The following is a 14906-nucleotide window of genomic DNA, read 5'->3' on the forward strand; positions in this document are numbered from 1 at the left end:
CGTCTTCGGTGGCTTGCAGCGAGGTATTGCCCTGCTCTTACTGCCTTTCGTGACTCGGGCCATGAGTGTCGAGGAGTACGGAGTTGTAAGCATCACGGTAGCTATCGGGACGCTGGTCTCAGCGGCTTTCGGTGCCCCCTTCGTTCCGCTCGTCGTCCGGAGTGCAGCCGTCGACCCCGGCCGCAAAGCGCAGAAGGACCTGTCCACAGTCAGGGCGTGGATGCTTTGGATCGCCCCGACCCTCACGCTGGCAATAGGGGGCGCAGTGTGGCTGACTCAGTTGAGCATAGCTTCAGTCCCACCGAACGTGCTGACTATCGAGTTTATTGCGGTTGGAGTAGCTCTTCACGCCACATACTATGTGCTACCTCTTTTCCGAGGCAGCGAACGCCTCCGCGCTTTCGTATTGATCTCGAGCATCTCCATCGTGACACTTCTTGTGACGAAGCTCCTATTTGTGATCATCCTGCGAAGTGGCCCCACTGGCTGGGTGATTTCGGACTTGATCGCGGCTTTAATCGGCCTCGCTGCGTCGCTACTTTTTCGCGACTTGGGGAGCGCTCGACCTTCACTGACGGGGGCTCGTTCCGTCTTCAAGTTCACCGGGGCAGTTGTCCTCCAAAGCTTAATGACATGGAGTACGCAAAATTTCAGTCGCCCCTTGATGGCGTTATTGATGCCGCTCAGTCAGGTCGGTGTGTTTGCAGCGTCGATAAACGCGTTAGCAGCCGCCACGATTGTTCTATTTGAATTCAATAAGGCAACGGTGGTCGAGTACTCTCGGTCACGGTCAGATCGCCCCTCTCTAAAAGTCCACAAAGCGTCGCGCGTACACAGACTGCTGGCCTTTGTGGCCGCGCTCGCGATGATTGGCTTGGCACCGCCCTTCGTGGCATTCGCGCTCCCCCCGGAGTATTCGTCCGCAACTGCAGTTCTGGTCGCCCTAGCCTTTGGCCTTTTCGCACTCGGCCTTTACGACCTTCCGCTCAATTTCCTCGTCTACAGCGAGGGCAAAACGGGGCTCGCGTGGGTCCCGTCGGCCATCGGGGCCCTGGCCCTCGTGGCCGGTGCACTGTTGTTGGCGCCCTCGCTGGGGGCGCTCGGCGGAGGGATCGCGGTAGCAGTCTCCTACGCGACGATGGCCGCTGGGAGCTGGGTAACCCTCTTGATCGCAGGGGCGCGTGCACCCTGGCGACAGCTCGGTATCAGCTGGCGGACGCTAGCAGCGCTGTTGGCCGGACTCGCACCTGCGGCGGCATCGGTGTCTCTAGCCCTGCCTGCCGCCTACCAGATAGTCTCGCTCGCCTGGGGGGTTGCCTGCGGCATGGCTGTCGGGTTCGCTGACCGAAAGTACTACAAGAAGCAGGACATGCGATGATCGCAGACGGCCCATCGGCGCGCTTGAAGCAGGATCTGGAGCAGCTCTGATCAACATCGTTGGCGCAACTCTGTGCGCGCAATAGCTGAGGAATACCGGTCGCGCCTGGGTTCGGTAACCTCAAGCCATGGCTGTCTCGATCGTCCACAAGGTGGCGTCCCGCGTCGTGCGGGTGGTCTCGTCCGCCTCACTCCGCGGGCGGGGCATCGGAATCGGTCGTGGACTCACCATGCACGGGGTGCCCATCGTCACACGTCACCCAGGATCGATCATCGAGATCGGGGATCGCGTGAGCCTGATCTCGGACCCGCGGTGGACAGCGCTCGGAGTGGCGCGCCCTGTCATCCTCCGCACGATGGCGCGTGGCGCGTCCATCCGGATCGGCGATGACAGCGGCCTGAGCGGGACGACCATTTGCGCGGCCGTAAATGTCACCATCGGTGAGCGTGTCCTGATCGGGGCCGACGTGCTGATCGCGGACACACAGTTCCACGAGGTCGACATGGTGCCCCGACGCCACCTCCCGCTACCCACAGGCGAGCCCGCCGACGCAGTGACGGTCGGGGAGGACGTCTTCATCGGCGCGCGGTCCGTCATTCTCAAGGGCGTGACGATCGGCGCGGGGTCCGTCGTGGGTGCTGGCAGTGTGGTGACAAAGGACATCCCACCCCGCGTCGTCGCCGCAGGCAACCCTGCCCGCGTCATTCGCGAGATCTCGCAATGACAACGATTCTTCGTTCCCCCGCGGCCAAACACGGCCCCGGGGTGAGCACATCCGCCGCGGTATTCATAGTCGTCCTGGGAATTGCAGGAGCCGTGCTTCTTCCTGTCGCGACGATTCCCATCGTGCTTCTCGGCGTCCTGGCTACCTACCGCTACGCCCCCCAGGCGTTGGCTGTTGCGACAATGCTGACCGTTGCCGCCCTGTTCGCTTGGACCAACGCCGGCAAGGGCATCATGGGCGACTGGGGCTGGTACGTACAGCACTATCAGGTGCTCGAGTACACACCGTTCTCTGAGTACATCGGCGCCCGGATCGGGGCGGTGACCGCAGAGGCGAACGAACCCGTCTACTACCTTGTCGCGGACGCGCTGGCCAAGGCGACCGGGGCCAACGTCGCAGTCCTCGCCATCGTCATCACCCTCATCACCTACATCACCATCGGCACCGCCGTATTCATCGCTGTTCTCAGCGTCACCGACAAGAGGGTGGCGGTCATCGCCGCCGTCACTGTCGGAATGATGATGGGCCTCACCTTCACCCTTTCTACCCAGCTCGTACGTCAAGAGATGGCAGCCGCCTTCATCGGACTGAGCTTGGTGCTCGTCGCGAAACGGAGACTCGCAATCGCCATACCCGTCGGCCTGATCGCAGTCCTCACCCACAACTCCGCGCTGATCCCAGCCGCCGGTGTTGCGGCAGCCTGGCTCATCGGCCGCGGAGTGAAGCATGTCCTGATCCGTTGGGTGCTCATCGGCGGGATCTTCTACGGGCTGGGTCGCCTGTATCTCACGCGCATCGGGTTCGAGTACACAGGCCAGAACGACGGCTCCATCAGCACGGCTGTCATCGCTCTAGACGTGGTGATCTTCGTCGCGTTCGCAACTCTCCTTCGCCAGCAACAGCACCGAGATCCGATTGCTCACTTCGTTCTCATGGCCGTCCCGTCCTTCTACGGCTTCGTGCTCGGGGTGGCCTCGCAGCCTCTCCCGCTCTTGCGCATGTACTTCTATGTTGAGGTGCTGCGGGCCCTGATGCTCGCGTTCATCGTCGTCTTCTTAATGAAGGCTCGCTGGTCAGCGTTGCTGGGCATTCTCGCGATCGCCGTCGGCTTCATCTACGTCGAACTGCGCATAGCTCAGTCACCGTTCCATTTCGACTTGACCATGATCCAGATCATCACGCAGTCGCCTTTCCTTGGGCCATGAGCTTGCAGGAATGGCGACTGCACCTTCCGCGGGTTCTGGCTGCTCAGGACGATCGCGAATGAGGGGAACAGCGTCCGCACCGCGGTGATGAACGAGCGCACAGCGCTGTCATACGCCGCCTCGGATCCGCCCATGGAGTTGTGGCTCGACGAGACGAACAAGAGGTCGAGCCCGTCAGGGAACATCTGCGCCAGGCAGGCCTGCTGGTAGTCCAGCGTCGTCCCCGAGACGGATCCGTTGTAAAAGGTGATCTTCGGCGGCGCCGCCGCGGCCGTCGGGGCTACGTCATTCATCCTGATGCCTGCCGACAGGGCCGCCGCCCCGCGCGGTACGCGCCCGCGAGAGCGTCGGATTCAGCTGGATGAGCGTCGCGGTGGCCGTCTTCCCATTCACGACCGGTGAGATCGTGAGACCCGACTTTTTCAACCTGCGCGGTGAGCAGGTTGTCCGCCGTGTTCGTTGCGAACGGCAACGAGATACTGGCGACCTCGGTGGCGACGTTCCCGATCCGCTCGTATATCTTCGCGGTGGTGACGCCCGTGGAGGTGTTGGCGAGCTCGAAGAACACGTTGTTCTGTGAGTCCTTGAACTGCGTCATCAGGCGGACCGCGCGGACAAGACCGCTCAGGGATGGCAGCACGAGCTCGACGTCGAACTGAACATCGCTCGGGTCGCCCACCGAGGCAAGGACCGGCAGCGCTGTAGCTTCCGCTGCGCGAACAGCGGCCGTCCCGTCGAGAGTCCAGTCCCCGGCGGCAGCCGTCCCGTCTCCGCTCCACGGCGCGCCGACGTCCGGGGTCGACCCGTACAGGTCGCCTGTGCGGGAGAACGTGTCGTCGAAGCGGGCCTCCGTGCCGCCCGTCCCGGTCTGGATGATTCGGCTGCGGTGTTGCTCTGCGAGGTGTCGTTCCAACGCCGGGCGATGACCGTGCGCTCGGGGTGAGCGGTCGCGACGTGCCGGGAGTGCAGCTCGAACCATTCCTCGCTGCCCGCCGCGAACTCGTTGCCTGTCGAGTCGCCGGCGACCCCGACCTTCAGGTCGTCGATGCCGAGCTGCAACCGCGCGGCGAGGTATTCGCCGAGGTCTGCCGGGCGGATCAACCCCGCCGCGGTCTGCTGAGCAATGGTGGCCCGCTAGGGACGCTGGTGGTGGGGATCATGAACCATGAGAACCAGATCGGTTTGCCTCTCGCGCGCTCACTCGTCTTCATGGCGCGTGCGTCGCGCGGCCGGACGCGGGTGCTGGCTATTGTGTCGGTTGTGAGCTTCATCGCGATAACTGAAGCCGCACCTCGCTTGTCATACCGTCGCAGTTGCGGCGGCTCTTCTATTTCTCGCGGCGCATCGCCGGAGAAATTGGGAGGCCGGCGTAGTGATTGCTACGGTGTTGACTACATGGGCCCTGGCATCAGTGGTCCCTATAGTCACCTCTGATCTCCGCGCGTTCACAAGTCGGGCACGACTGTGGGAGGTCGCGTCCGATTTGTATCGCGGCTCTCCTCCGGCAGGCGTCCGCATCGACCCGCGGCGGGACCTAGTTGCCAATGCCACTGTTGCCTCGAAGGCTGGCGCGACGCCGTCGAATGCTCGGCTTGACATATTGATGGTTGGCGGCTTCCTCGGAGTGACCTGCGTGGCCCTGGCGCTGACCCTAGCCTTCGAGACCGCCGACGAAGAAGGCCGCATTCACCTTGCGCTGGGCCTTCTCGCGGCTGGCACGATTGCACTCACGGAAAGCCCACTCGTAAACGCCGGCCTATCATCTCCGATCGCATACTTCTGTGTCGCTCTGTTCGCTAGTACTTATACAACAGATCGGGCCGCTCCGCCCTTTGGCTCAGACTCGACTGATTCTAGGTTCGCGATGCGGGATCCAGTGCGGGCTAAGTTGACGTGACCTCGATTACCGTGACAGGCGCGTGAGGGCCCCTACGACGCCGTCGACGAAATTGGCCACCATCTGATCAACTCCGTAAGAGTCCTGGTCGCTGCGACATTGCGTGGCCAGCTGCTGGAGTCGACCCGCGTCGCGCAAGAGCGACAGGACAGAAGTTGCGTACGACTCTTCGTCGTTGGGCGCGATCACCGCATTGCGGCCGTCCTCCAAGTACTCGAATTCCGGGGCATGGTAGGGCCAGTCTGTCGTCGCGATGGGAGTCTCAGCCGCGAAGCTGTCCACAGCCGCCAGCCCGACCCGACCCGGCATCATCAAGACCTGCGCGGCTGCGAAAGCTTGAGCCCGATCACTGCCGTACAGGCTGCTGAGGTAGATGACCCATGGATTGCTAGCCGCGAATTCTTCCACCCGCCGCCTCAGAACCCCGCGGCCCACCACCACTAGACGGAAATCCGGGTCTCGACGATGGATGATGTCAGCCGACTGGAGGAGGAAATCGATCCTTTTGGTCTCGTCCAGCCCACCAATAAAGAGGCCGGTCCGGCCGCGCAGGTCATACCGGCTCGCGAAGGTGCGGCGCGCAGATTCACTGACATCCAGAATCGCGTTCCGGAGACTCACGGTGTCCGTCGAATTGATAACGGCCGTAGTGGACGCTCGAGGGAAGCCGCGCGCGACGACTGTCTCTGCACCCTTCGGCGTGTAGGCAAAGAACCATACGCCCCTGTTGGTGAGCACGGTCTTGAACCGCTCCTCCAGTGAACTCTTGTCCTGGGTGTAGGTCTTGCCGTGCCCCCACCACGCGAGCTTCTCTCTCAAAGAGGGGGTAGCAAGAAGTTGATACGTCTCAAGATTCCGGATCGCCTGCTCCACGATGATGAGGTCGTATGGCCCTCGTTCTTTGAACGCCCTAAGGGATTTATAGCCCAGCGACCGGGAACCAACGTGGACAAATCGAGTCGGCAGTCGAGTCGCGAATTCAGCGACGACTGAGTCTCCCCGCTCTTCCCACTCAGGTGGCGAATCACCGTGGAAGATCTGAATGTCTATTCCCGCTGCATCACAAGCGGACTTGAGCCGCTCGAAGAACTCTTTCCTGTACTGCGGGAACCATGGATGGATGATGGCGACTCGCGGAGGTCTCACTGGATCTCGAAATCTTCATGACTGGTTACGGGCTCGTACCCGGTCTTTTTCAGACGACTCCAGTGCTCTGCGAATTCAGGTGGCGTGAACCTCTTGGAAACGACTCGGGCAGGAGATCCGACGCAGATTGCGTTCGCCGGCACATCCTTTGTTACCACGCTGCCCGCGCCAATGACGGCGCTGTCCCCGATAGTGACACCCGAAAGGATTACTGAACCGAACCCGATCCAGACATCTGCTCCGACGGTTACTTGTCTGCTCAATCTCTCAGGGAAGTCTCCAACCCAGGACGTTCGCCGGACCGCCCGCCCGACCTCGGTGATGTCGTGGTCGTTTCGCCCCACGATCCCCACCCCGTTGGCGATCATCGTTCCGTCACCTATCACCCCGTCGACCTCGATGGTGACGTGCTTGCCGACATACACTTCCCGACCGACGGACAACCCCCGCGGCGCCCAGAGTCGCGACCCGAACCCGGCATGAAAATCCGGCCCTGTGACGACGTTGGCGCGGACTGCGAGAAGCCGAAGGAGTCTCCTCTTAAGTGTCACGTGATAAGCCCGTCCTTTCGACCATCCTCACCGCTGCGACTGCGCGAGGCAGATAACGCACCACCGAGATGAGGTAAACGAAGTTCCCTACTAGGTACCGACGACCCAGCCTCCTTGGCTCCGAGAGGAGCCGATGCAGCCATTCCAGACCGCTGTGTTGAATCCATTTCGGAGCCTCCCTGGTTGACCCCGCGAGGAAATCGAAAGCAGCCCCAACTCCGATCGCCACTACCGGCAACCGGCGAGCTATTTCGTGTGCCACCCAGTCCTGCTTAGGAGTTCCAAGCCCGACCCAGACGTAATTTGCACCGGAGTCCGCGACTCGGCGGACACACTCATCGAGATAGCTCGCCGACAGGTCTGCAAAGGGCGGGGAGTACGAACCGGCGACGGACAGCCTCGGGTACCGCACGTGTAGACGTTCCAACAGCTTGGGCAGGGACTCCGCGCTCCCGCCCAGGAAGAATGAACTGTCATTTGGCCGGGCCTCTAGAGAGGCGAGCACCTGCCGAAAGTAGGATGGCCCCCGAACCCGTCGCGCTTGCCAGTGCCTCCGCGCCAGGGCTAGCGTGACACGCTGCGTGAGGGCGACGGGCGCGCCATCCGGATAGTTCATGCCGCCCGCATTTAAAAGCTCGCGGTAGTCGCGATCGCGGCTTGCGAGCGCAACGTTATACGCGTTTGCAAGCCGAACGGGTGTGCCCACGCCAAGCTCGGCGGCGGCGTGGAGCTCAGCCACGGCTTGCTCCGGGGTCGCGGCGCGGAAGGGAACAGTACCGACGTAGACGACTCTCGGGGCCGCGACTGACTCGTATGCAGGCCATGTCTCGTGCGGACGTTCCCAACTCAAGACTTGCCCCGTCCTATGACCATAGTCATGCTTCCCTGATCCACTGCGTCAAATCAACGCTAATGCACGCGGCTCGCTGGCTCGAGGCTCTGCACGCGCCTTCAGATGACGACCGTGTTAACAAATCGGGGGCCGTGTTTGCTGTTCTGCCGGTCCCGATAGGCTTTCGGCGCGGCCAGGGGGACCGCAATCATTTCCGAGAGGACTCCATGACCAAGCGCGCGCTCATCACCGGCATCACCGGCCAGGACGGCTCGTACCTCGCCGAACTGCTGCTCTCGAAGGGCTACGAGGTGCACGGACTGATCCGTCGTGCGTCCACCTTCAACACCCACCGCATCGATCACCTCTACGTCGATCCGCATGACCCGTCCGCGAAGCTCTTTCTCCACTACGGCGACCTCAGCGACGGTGCGCGCATGGTCACACTCATGAGCGAGATCAACCCCGACGAGGTCTACAACCTCGCCGCCCAGTCGCACGTTCGTGTTTCCTTCGACGAGCCCGAGCACACCGCCGACACGACCGGCACCGGCACGGTTCGCCTGCTCGAGGCTGTCCGCCTCTCCGGCATCAAGACCCGGTTCTACCAGGCGTCCACGTCGGAGCTCTTCGGCGCCACTCCCCCGCCGCAGGGAGAGAACACGCCGTTCTACCCCCGCTCTCCCTACGGAGTCGCGAAGCTCTACTCGTACTGGATCGTGAAGAACTACCGCGAGGCGTACGACATGTTCGCCGTCAACGGCATCCTCTTCAACCACGAGTCGCCCCGCCGCGGCGAGACCTTCGTCACCCGCAAGATCACGCGCGCGGTCGCGCGCATCAAGGCGGGCGTCCAAAAGGACGTCTACCTCGGCAACCTCGACTCCATCCGCGACTGGGGCTACGCGGCCGAGTACGTCGAGGGCATGTGGCGGATGCTGCAGGTCGACGAGCCCGAAGACTTCGTCCTCGGTACCGGGGTCGGCTACACGATCAAGGACTTCCTGGAGACCTCGTTCGGGCACGTCGGTCTCGACTGGCAGGAGTTCGTCAAGTTCGACGAGCGCTACCTGCGCCCCACCGAGGTCGACGCGCTCATCGGCGACCCGTCGAAGGCCGCCGACAAGCTCGGCTGGGTTCCCACCATCCACGGGAAGGAACTCGCGACCCTCATGGTTGACGCCGACGTGGAAGCACTCGAAAAGGGTCCGGAATGGATCGACACCGTGAAGCTGGCGTCGTGGGGAACCGCATGAGCACCGCCATCGACGGTGTGAACTACACGCCCGGCGAGCTCGACCGCGACGCGACCTTCTACGTCGCCGGTCACCGCGGGTTGGTCGGTTCCGCGATCGTCCGGAAGCTCGAGGCCGAGGGTTTCACCCACGTTGTGGGCAAGACATCCGCGGAGCTCGACCTGAAGAACCGCGACGACGTCTTCGCGTACATGGCCGAAATCAAACCCCGCTACATCGTCCTCGCGGCAGCCAAGGTCGGCGGCATCCTCGCCAACAGCACCTACCCGGTCGACTTCCTCTCCGACAACATGCGCATTCAGACGAACGTCCTCGATGCCGCGCTCGCGAACGACGTCGAACGGGTCGCCTTCCTCGGGTCGTCCTGCATCTACCCGAAGTTCGCCGAACAGCCCATCCGCGAGGACTCCCTCCTCACGGGGCACCTCGAGCCCACGAACGACGCGTACGCGATCGCGAAGATTGCCGGCATCCTGCACACCCAGGCGGTCCGCCGCCAGTACGGGCTCCCGTGGATCAGCGCGATGCCGACCAACCTCTACGGGCCGAACGACAACTTCTCGCCGAAGGGATCCCACGTTCTGCCCGCCTTGATCCGTCGCTATGACGACGCCGCGAAGGCAGGCACTGGTTCGGTTACGAACTGGGGCACGGGGACGCCCCGACGCGAGTTCTTGCATTCGGATGACATGGCCGACGCTGTGCTCCACCTGATGGAGCACTACGACGGGCCCGATCAGGTCAACGTCGGCACCGGCAGCGACGTGACCATTCGCGAGATCGCCGACACGATCGCTCACGTGACCGGGTTCTCGGGCGAAACCGAGTGGGACACATCGAAGCCCGACGGCACTCCGCAGAAGTTGCTTGACGTCTCGAAGCTCGCCGACGCCGGCTGGACCGCCCAGATCAGCCTGCAAGAAGGCCTCGAGCGCACGGTCGCGTGGTACCGCGACCACGTCGACACAATTCGCGAGTAACACGTGGCGTACCGCCACATCGTGCTCTTCCGCGTACACGACCACGTCGAAGAACACGATGTGGCAAGGGCCGTCGACCAGCTGAGATCGCTCGAGGACCTGCCGGGGATCACGAACTGGCAGATCGCGAGGTCACTCGATGAGCGCAAGGGGCGCATCGTCATCGAGGAGGCCGAGTTCGTCGACGCTGACGCCTTCGCGGCGTTCCGGACCCATCCCCGACATCAGCTCGTGGCGGCGGGAATGGCGGAGATCTCCGACTGGTGGATCGGCGACCGACTCAGCTGACGAGGTGCTGCAGCAACCTGCCCGACCCCGGCCACATCGGGTCGGGCAGGTCGTCAACGGGGAAGTAGTCGAAGGCGATCGCCTCGTTCCGCGGCGACGGCTCGCCGACAAGCGTCACCACGTAAGACAACCCGACGGAATGCTTCCGCGGGTCCTGCCCATGCTCCGTTCCATCCTCCGGAGCGAGATCGGCGGGGAACCATTCGTAGACGCGACCGGGCTGCGCGTTCAGGTCGATGTCGAGGTCGACCGTCAAGGTGTCGCGAGCGTGGCGCCGCAGCGCGTTCACGAGCGTCTCCCCCCTCAGGACGCGTCCGCCCAGGTGGCACCACACAGCCCCGAAGGGCGAATCGCGCATGATCAGGCCGACCTCGCGACCGCGGGTGGTCGCCCGCACCGGCACGAAGTCGACGCACAGCAGCGGGACGGATTCTTCTACGAGGGCGTAGACGTCGTCGGGGAGATAGGTCACCGGGCGATCCTCTCGCGTCATTTGCCCGACACAGCCCTGTGGCAGACTGAGCCGCATTGACCCTACGCCCGCCGGGCGTGAGCACGAGAGGCACCATGGAGCTCAGCGACTACATCCGCGTCCTCCGCAAGAACTGGCTGATCATCGTCGTGCTGACGCTGGTCGGGCTGGGCGCGGCGGCGGCGTACTCCCTGACCCGCACTCCCGTCTACGAGTCGTCGAGCAGCGTCGCCGTCTCGACGCAGACCGGCGGCACGGCATCCGACATCCAGCAGGGCGCCAACTTCGCGCAGACGCGCATCAACACGTACGTCGGGCTGGTGACGACACCGATCGTCCTCAACCCGGTCATCGCCGACCTCGACCTCGGCGTGACGGCCGACACCCTCGGGAAGCAGATCACGGCGTCGTCGGCGCTGAACACGACCATCATCACCATCACGGCGACCGACCCCGACCCCGTCGTCGCAGCGAACCTCGCGAACCAGGCTGCGGCCAGCCTGTCGAAGGTCGTCCCCGAGATCGAACCCGAGATCGGCGAGGGCGGCAGCCCCGTGCGCCTCACCCGCGTCAGCGACGCACAGCCTGCTCTCGCGCCGTCGAGCCCGAACGTGCCACTCAACCTCGCGCTCGGAGCCCTCGTGGGTCTCGCGCTGGGCATCGGCCTCGCCGTCCTCCGCACCGTCCTCGACAACAAGGTGCGCACCCCGCGCGACGCCGAAGGCATCACCTCGGCGCCGTCGCTCGGAGCGATCGCCTACGACGCGAAGGCGAAGGAACGCCCCCTCATCGTGCACGCCGACCCGCTCAGCCCCCGCGCCGAGTCGTTCCGAGCGCTGCGCACGAACCTGCAGTTCCTCGACATGGGTGGTCGGTCCAGCTTCGTCGTCACGAGCTCGGTGCCCAGCGAGGGCAAGTCGACCACGACGATCAACCTCGCGATCGCTCTCGCCGACGCCGGGAAGAAGGTCGCGCTGCTCGACACCGATCTGCGCAAGCCCAAGGTCGCCGAATACCTCGGCATCGAAGGCGGCGTCGGCCTGACCGACGTGCTCATCGGGCGCGTGCGCGTCGGCGACGTCATGCTCCCCTGGGGCGGGCGCAGCCTGTTCGTCCTGCCCGCCGGCAAGATCCCGCCGAACCCGAGCGAGCTGCTCGGCTCGAAGCAGATGGCCACGCTCCTCGAGGTCCTCGAGCGCGACTTCGACGTCGTGCTGTGCGACGCTCCCCCGCTGCTCCCCGTCACCGACGCAGCCATCCTCTCCCGCAGCACGAGCGGGGCGATCCTGGTCGCTTCAGCCGGCCGGGTCACCCGTCACCAGCTCGAAGGTGCCGTCGAAGCCCTGCACACCGTCGGCGCGAAGGTGGCCGGCTTCGTCATGTCGATGGTCCCCACTCGCGGGCCCGACTCGTACTACAACGGCTACGGATACGGGTATGGCTACGGCTACATGCAGGAGCAGCCCAAGGCCGCCCGCGGACGCAAGCGCAAGACACCCGTCGCGGTCGTTCCCGACACCGCGCCCATGATCGGCGACACCGGCTTCGACTCGCGACGCGACGCGCGCAGCGCGGGCGACGCCGGCGCGCGCTGACGCATGGCCCGCCGCTCGCCGGCCCGCCGCGGGGTGCCCTCAGCCGTCGTCGCGATCCTCGTCGTCGCGCTCACCGTCGCCGTCGGCGCCCTCGTGGTCCTTGCTCTGGATCGCGGACGCGGCACCGACACCGACGCGGTCGCGAAGCCTGCGCCCTCGATCGGTCTCGACCCCTCGCCCACGCCCTCTCCGACGGCGAGCGCCGCCACACCTGACGAGCCCGGCGCTGCCGAGCGCTTCCTCGCCGTGGGAGCCGGCGCGATGTGGCGAGCGACGGCGGGCGCCTGCGGCGACGACGCTCCCACCGTCGAGCGGTCCGATGACGACGGCGACACCTGGACTGACGTCACACCCGCGTACCGGGGCATCGCCCAGGTGCGCGACCTGACGCCCTTCGCCGAGACCGAAGCCGACCTCGTCGCCGACATGGGACCGGACTGCGAGACGCAGGCCCTGCGCACCTTCACCAAGGGCCGGTTCTGGTCTCCCTACGAGGACCTCCTGCCGCAGTCCACCTACCTCGACGGCGCGACCGTCGTCATCGACGGCACCCGCATCGACGCCCCGTGCGAGCGCCCGTGGGGCCTCCGCGCCTCGGGCGACACCACAGCCTTCATCTGCGACGGCGCCGCCTACGCGATCACCCAGGGCACCACGACCGAGGTCGGCAACGGGGTCACCGCCCTCGACGTGCGCGACGGGCAGATCGTGGGCGCCCTCGTCCGCCCGGACTGCAACGGACTGCAGGTTGCGCCGCTCACGCCCGACGCCGCACCGCTCGGTTGCCTGAACGCGGATGCCGACGGCCCCGTCGCGCTCGCTGTCACCGCCGACTCGATCCGAGTGTGGGCGGGGGACGATCTCGTCAGCATGGCCCGGTGATGCGCCGGGGTGACCGCGTCTGGCGGGCTCTGGGAGCGACGTTCGTCGGCGGTGAGTACTTCACCCGATGGTCGCTGATCCTCGCCCTCGCGGTGGGCGTCCTCCTCAGCGTTCCGAGCGTCGGCTCGCCCTCCTTCGGCGGCTACCTCCGTGGCGTGACCGTCGCCGCACTGGGGTCGCCCGTGCTCATCGCGATCGGCGCGTGTGCGGCCTGGGCCGAGCGACGGCTGACGAACCACGCCGCACGCGCGGCCATCGTCCTCGGCGCGATGGTGGCGATCTCGGGCGTCCGCCCCTTCGTCAACGACGCGATCAGCACCGTCGTGTTCGCGACCTCCACGGGGGGCAACTGGGCCACCCGCATCACCACCAACCTCGTCACCTGCCTCGCGCTCTTCACGGTCTGCGCGGTCGCGATCACCTATCACCGCCGGCTCCGCGCCACGACCGAGCGCCTGCAGCTCGCCGGAGTGCAGATGCGCGCCGGGATCGCCGAGGTCCGTCGCCTTCGCGACGCGGCCACCGCGACACGCCACCGCCTCGTCGACGAACTGCGAGCCGCACGCGACGAGCTCCTGGCCTCCCAGGTGACCTACGAGCGGGTGCGCGACTACTCGAACCGCGTTCGAGCGGCGTCCCACCACCTCGATGCCCTCCCCACCGCCCCCGCGCCCGGCAGCATCATCCCGGTCGACCCGGGCGAAGGTCAGCGCATTCCCGTACTCGGCCGGCTGGGCAGGACCCCGCCCCTCGCCGTCGGGCTGACCTACGTCGCCGCGACACTGCCGTTCGGCCTCGCCCACGGCGGGCCGTCCGTCGCCGGCGTGGCGATCGTCGCGTGCGCCGCGATCGACCTCGGCGCCGTCGGCATGGTGCGGGCCACTCGCCCTCTGCGGCCGCGGCTGCGCGGCATCCTCTTCCTGCTCATCTGGCTGGCAGCGGGCGCCGGCGTCATGGCGCTCACCTTCACCCTCATCCCCGACGTCGGTTCGCTCGGACTGGTTCCCCTCCTGGGCGTGCCGCTCGTCGCGGTCGTCATCAGTCTGTCGGTCGACGCCTACCGGCGAGCGCGGGCCGAGGAGAAGCGCGCCACGACGGTGCTGCTCGAGTCGGCCCGCCGACTCGCCGCCGAGGTCGACACGACGGACGCGCCCCTGCAACGGGCCATCGACGTGCTCCACGGAAGGTTGCAGGGCCGGTGCGTGATCCTCGCGGCCCACGTCGACGAGAACGAGGCCGATTCGCGGACCCTCGACACCTTCCGCGCGCAGACGGACGACATCCTCGACGAGGTCTGCTCGGGCGACGCACCGACGACGGACGACGTCGAGGAGGTCGATGACCTCGTGCGCGCCTGGTCGGTGGTCATGGGCGTCACCCTCAGGGTCGATGACGAGACGCGCGGAGGGCTGAGCTCGCCGGCGATCGCGGAGGGCGTCCGCAGCCTCGTGAACGAGGGGCTCGTCAACGCCGTCAAGCACTCGGGCGCGAGATGGGCCGACGTCGAGATCGACCGCGACGGCGAGGTGATCGCCGTGCGCATCTCGAGCCCCGGCATCCTCGCAACGGCCAACGCTTCGACGGGCGAAGGCGTCACAGGCATCGGCACGCGAGGGTCGTCGACGACGCTCCGCCAAGTCGGCGACCGCGTCGTCCTCGAGGGGACGTTCCCGCTCCAGCCCGCGGACGCCTCGGCCTGA

Annotated in this window: 16 protein-coding genes; 10 read left to right on the plus strand and 6 right to left on the minus strand. The window is 65.5% G+C overall.

Annotated features, from left to right (window positions below; genetic code table 11):
- The first annotated feature begins 61 nt into the window (after positions 1 to 61).
- The 3 genes from BBA86_RS14425 (at position 62) to BBA86_RS07005 (ending at position 3307) form a co-directional block, all read left to right on the plus strand.
- Positions 62 to 1378, plus strand: coding sequence for a lipopolysaccharide biosynthesis protein (locus BBA86_RS14425; RefSeq protein WP_141677844.1), 1317 nt, complete (start codon positions 62 to 64; stop codon positions 1376 to 1378).
- Positions 1379 to 1505: 127 nt separating this feature from the next.
- Positions 1506 to 2102, plus strand: coding sequence for an acyltransferase (locus BBA86_RS07000; RefSeq protein ID WP_065570910.1), 597 nt, complete (start codon positions 1506 to 1508; stop codon positions 2100 to 2102).
- Between the two features lie 41 nt (positions 2103 to 2143).
- On the plus strand, positions 2144 to 3307 hold the full coding sequence (locus BBA86_RS07005; RefSeq protein ID WP_189318433.1) for an EpsG family protein: 1164 nt from the start codon (positions 2144 to 2146) through the stop codon (positions 3305 to 3307).
- Here the strand turns inward: BBA86_RS07005 and BBA86_RS14430 are convergent.
- A complete protein-coding gene (locus BBA86_RS14430; RefSeq protein ID WP_141677845.1) occupies positions 3238 to 3600 on the minus strand; it encodes an SGNH/GDSL hydrolase family protein in 363 nt (120 codons plus the stop codon). The two genes, BBA86_RS07005 and BBA86_RS14430, sit on opposite strands and share 70 nt — an antisense overlap.
- The gene (locus BBA86_RS14435; RefSeq protein ID WP_141677846.1) at positions 3597 to 3986 is read right to left on the minus strand and encodes a hypothetical protein; all 390 of its coding nucleotides are present in this window, start codon (positions 3984 to 3986) and stop codon (positions 3597 to 3599) included. The genes BBA86_RS14430 and BBA86_RS14435 overlap by 4 nt, the downstream gene beginning before the upstream one ends.
- Positions 3987 to 4246: 260 nt before the next feature.
- Here BBA86_RS14435 and BBA86_RS14440 point away from each other — a divergent pair, with 260 nt between their 5' ends.
- Positions 4247 to 4741, plus strand: coding sequence for a hypothetical protein (locus BBA86_RS14440; protein ID WP_141677847.1), 495 nt, complete (start codon positions 4247 to 4249; stop codon positions 4739 to 4741).
- Between the two features lie 469 nt (positions 4742 to 5210).
- Here BBA86_RS14440 and BBA86_RS07015 read toward each other — a convergent pair whose 3' ends face one another.
- From BBA86_RS07015 to BBA86_RS14775, 3 genes are all read right to left on the minus strand, one after another.
- On the minus strand, positions 5211 to 6077 hold the full coding sequence (locus tag BBA86_RS07015; RefSeq protein ID WP_189318434.1) for a glycosyltransferase family 4 protein: 867 nt from the start codon (positions 6075 to 6077) through the stop codon (positions 5211 to 5213).
- A gap of 269 nt (positions 6078 to 6346) precedes the next feature.
- Complete coding sequence (locus BBA86_RS14280; RefSeq protein WP_223247045.1) at positions 6347 to 6901, minus strand: acyltransferase; 555 nt, start codon at positions 6899 to 6901, stop codon at positions 6347 to 6349.
- Positions 6891 to 7640 carry a WecB/TagA/CpsF family glycosyltransferase gene (locus BBA86_RS14775; RefSeq protein WP_141677848.1) on the minus strand — a complete coding sequence of 250 codons (750 nt, stop codon included), beginning with the start codon at positions 7638 to 7640 and terminating at the stop codon, positions 6891 to 6893. The genes BBA86_RS14280 and BBA86_RS14775 overlap by 11 nt, the downstream gene beginning before the upstream one ends.
- A 320-nt stretch (positions 7641 to 7960) precedes the next feature.
- On the opposite strand from BBA86_RS14775, the gene gmd reads away from it, so the two are divergent.
- From gmd to BBA86_RS07030, 3 genes are read left to right on the plus strand one after another with little or no spacing between them, the layout of a single operon-like run.
- On the plus strand, positions 7961 to 8989 hold the full coding sequence (gene gmd / locus BBA86_RS07020) for a GDP-mannose 4,6-dehydratase (protein WP_065570913.1): 1029 nt from the start codon (positions 7961 to 7963) through the stop codon (positions 8987 to 8989).
- Positions 8986 to 9969 (plus strand): GDP-L-fucose synthase family protein, encoded by a 984-nt coding sequence (locus BBA86_RS07025; protein WP_065572213.1) that lies wholly within the window; start codon positions 8986 to 8988, stop codon positions 9967 to 9969. Before gmd ends, BBA86_RS07025 begins: the two co-directional genes overlap by 4 nt.
- Positions 9970 to 9972: 3 nt before the next feature.
- Positions 9973 to 10257, plus strand: coding sequence for a Dabb family protein (locus BBA86_RS07030; RefSeq protein ID WP_065570914.1), 285 nt, complete (start codon positions 9973 to 9975; stop codon positions 10255 to 10257).
- Here the strand turns inward: BBA86_RS07030 and BBA86_RS07035 are convergent.
- A complete protein-coding gene (locus tag BBA86_RS07035; protein ID WP_189318435.1) occupies positions 10250 to 10729 on the minus strand; it encodes a DUF4916 domain-containing protein in 480 nt (159 codons plus the stop codon). The genes BBA86_RS07030 and BBA86_RS07035 overlap by 8 nt on opposite strands.
- Positions 10730 to 10824: 95 nt before the next feature.
- Between BBA86_RS07035 and BBA86_RS07040 the strand changes: the two genes are divergently transcribed.
- From BBA86_RS07040 to BBA86_RS07050, 3 genes are read left to right on the plus strand one after another with little or no spacing between them, the layout of a single operon-like run.
- Positions 10825 to 12324 (plus strand): polysaccharide biosynthesis tyrosine autokinase, encoded by a 1500-nt coding sequence (locus tag BBA86_RS07040; protein WP_065570915.1) that lies wholly within the window; start codon positions 10825 to 10827, stop codon positions 12322 to 12324.
- Positions 12325 to 12327: 3 nt separating this feature from the next.
- On the plus strand, positions 12328 to 13206 hold the full coding sequence (locus BBA86_RS07045; protein ID WP_065570916.1) for a hypothetical protein: 879 nt from the start codon (positions 12328 to 12330) through the stop codon (positions 13204 to 13206).
- A complete protein-coding gene (locus BBA86_RS07050) occupies positions 13206 to 14906 on the plus strand; it encodes a hypothetical protein (RefSeq protein WP_065570917.1) in 1701 nt (566 codons plus the stop codon). The genes BBA86_RS07045 and BBA86_RS07050 overlap by 1 nt, the downstream gene beginning before the upstream one ends.

Source organism: Microbacterium oleivorans (assembly GCF_001691565.1).
GTDB classification, from domain to species: Bacteria; Actinomycetota; Actinomycetes; order Actinomycetales; family Microbacteriaceae; genus Microbacterium; species Microbacterium oleivorans_B.

Bases quoted from the DNA above. Each gene is read 5' to 3' on its own strand.
- BBA86_RS14425 (WP_141677844.1), top strand. From the start codon at position 62: ATGAGTGTCGAGGAGTACGGAGTTGTAAGCATCACGGTAGCTATCGGG.
- BBA86_RS07000 (WP_065570910.1), top strand. From the start codon at position 1,506: ATGGCTGTCTCGATCGTCCACAAGGTGGCGTCCCGCGTCGTGCGGGTG.
- BBA86_RS14430 (WP_141677845.1), bottom strand. From the start codon at position 3,600: ATGAATGACGTAGCCCCGACGGCCGCGGCGGCGCCGCCGAAGATCACC.
- gmd (WP_065570913.1), top strand. From the start codon at position 7,961: ATGACCAAGCGCGCGCTCATCACCGGCATCACCGGCCAGGACGGCTCG.
- BBA86_RS07025 (WP_065572213.1), top strand. From the start codon at position 8,986: ATGAGCACCGCCATCGACGGTGTGAACTACACGCCCGGCGAGCTCGAC.
- BBA86_RS07040 (WP_065570915.1), top strand. From the start codon at position 10,825: ATGGAGCTCAGCGACTACATCCGCGTCCTCCGCAAGAACTGGCTGATC.
- BBA86_RS07045 (WP_065570916.1), top strand. From the start codon at position 12,328: ATGGCCCGCCGCTCGCCGGCCCGCCGCGGGGTGCCCTCAGCCGTCGTC.
- BBA86_RS07050 (WP_065570917.1), top strand. From the start codon at position 13,206: ATGCGCCGGGGTGACCGCGTCTGGCGGGCTCTGGGAGCGACGTTCGTC.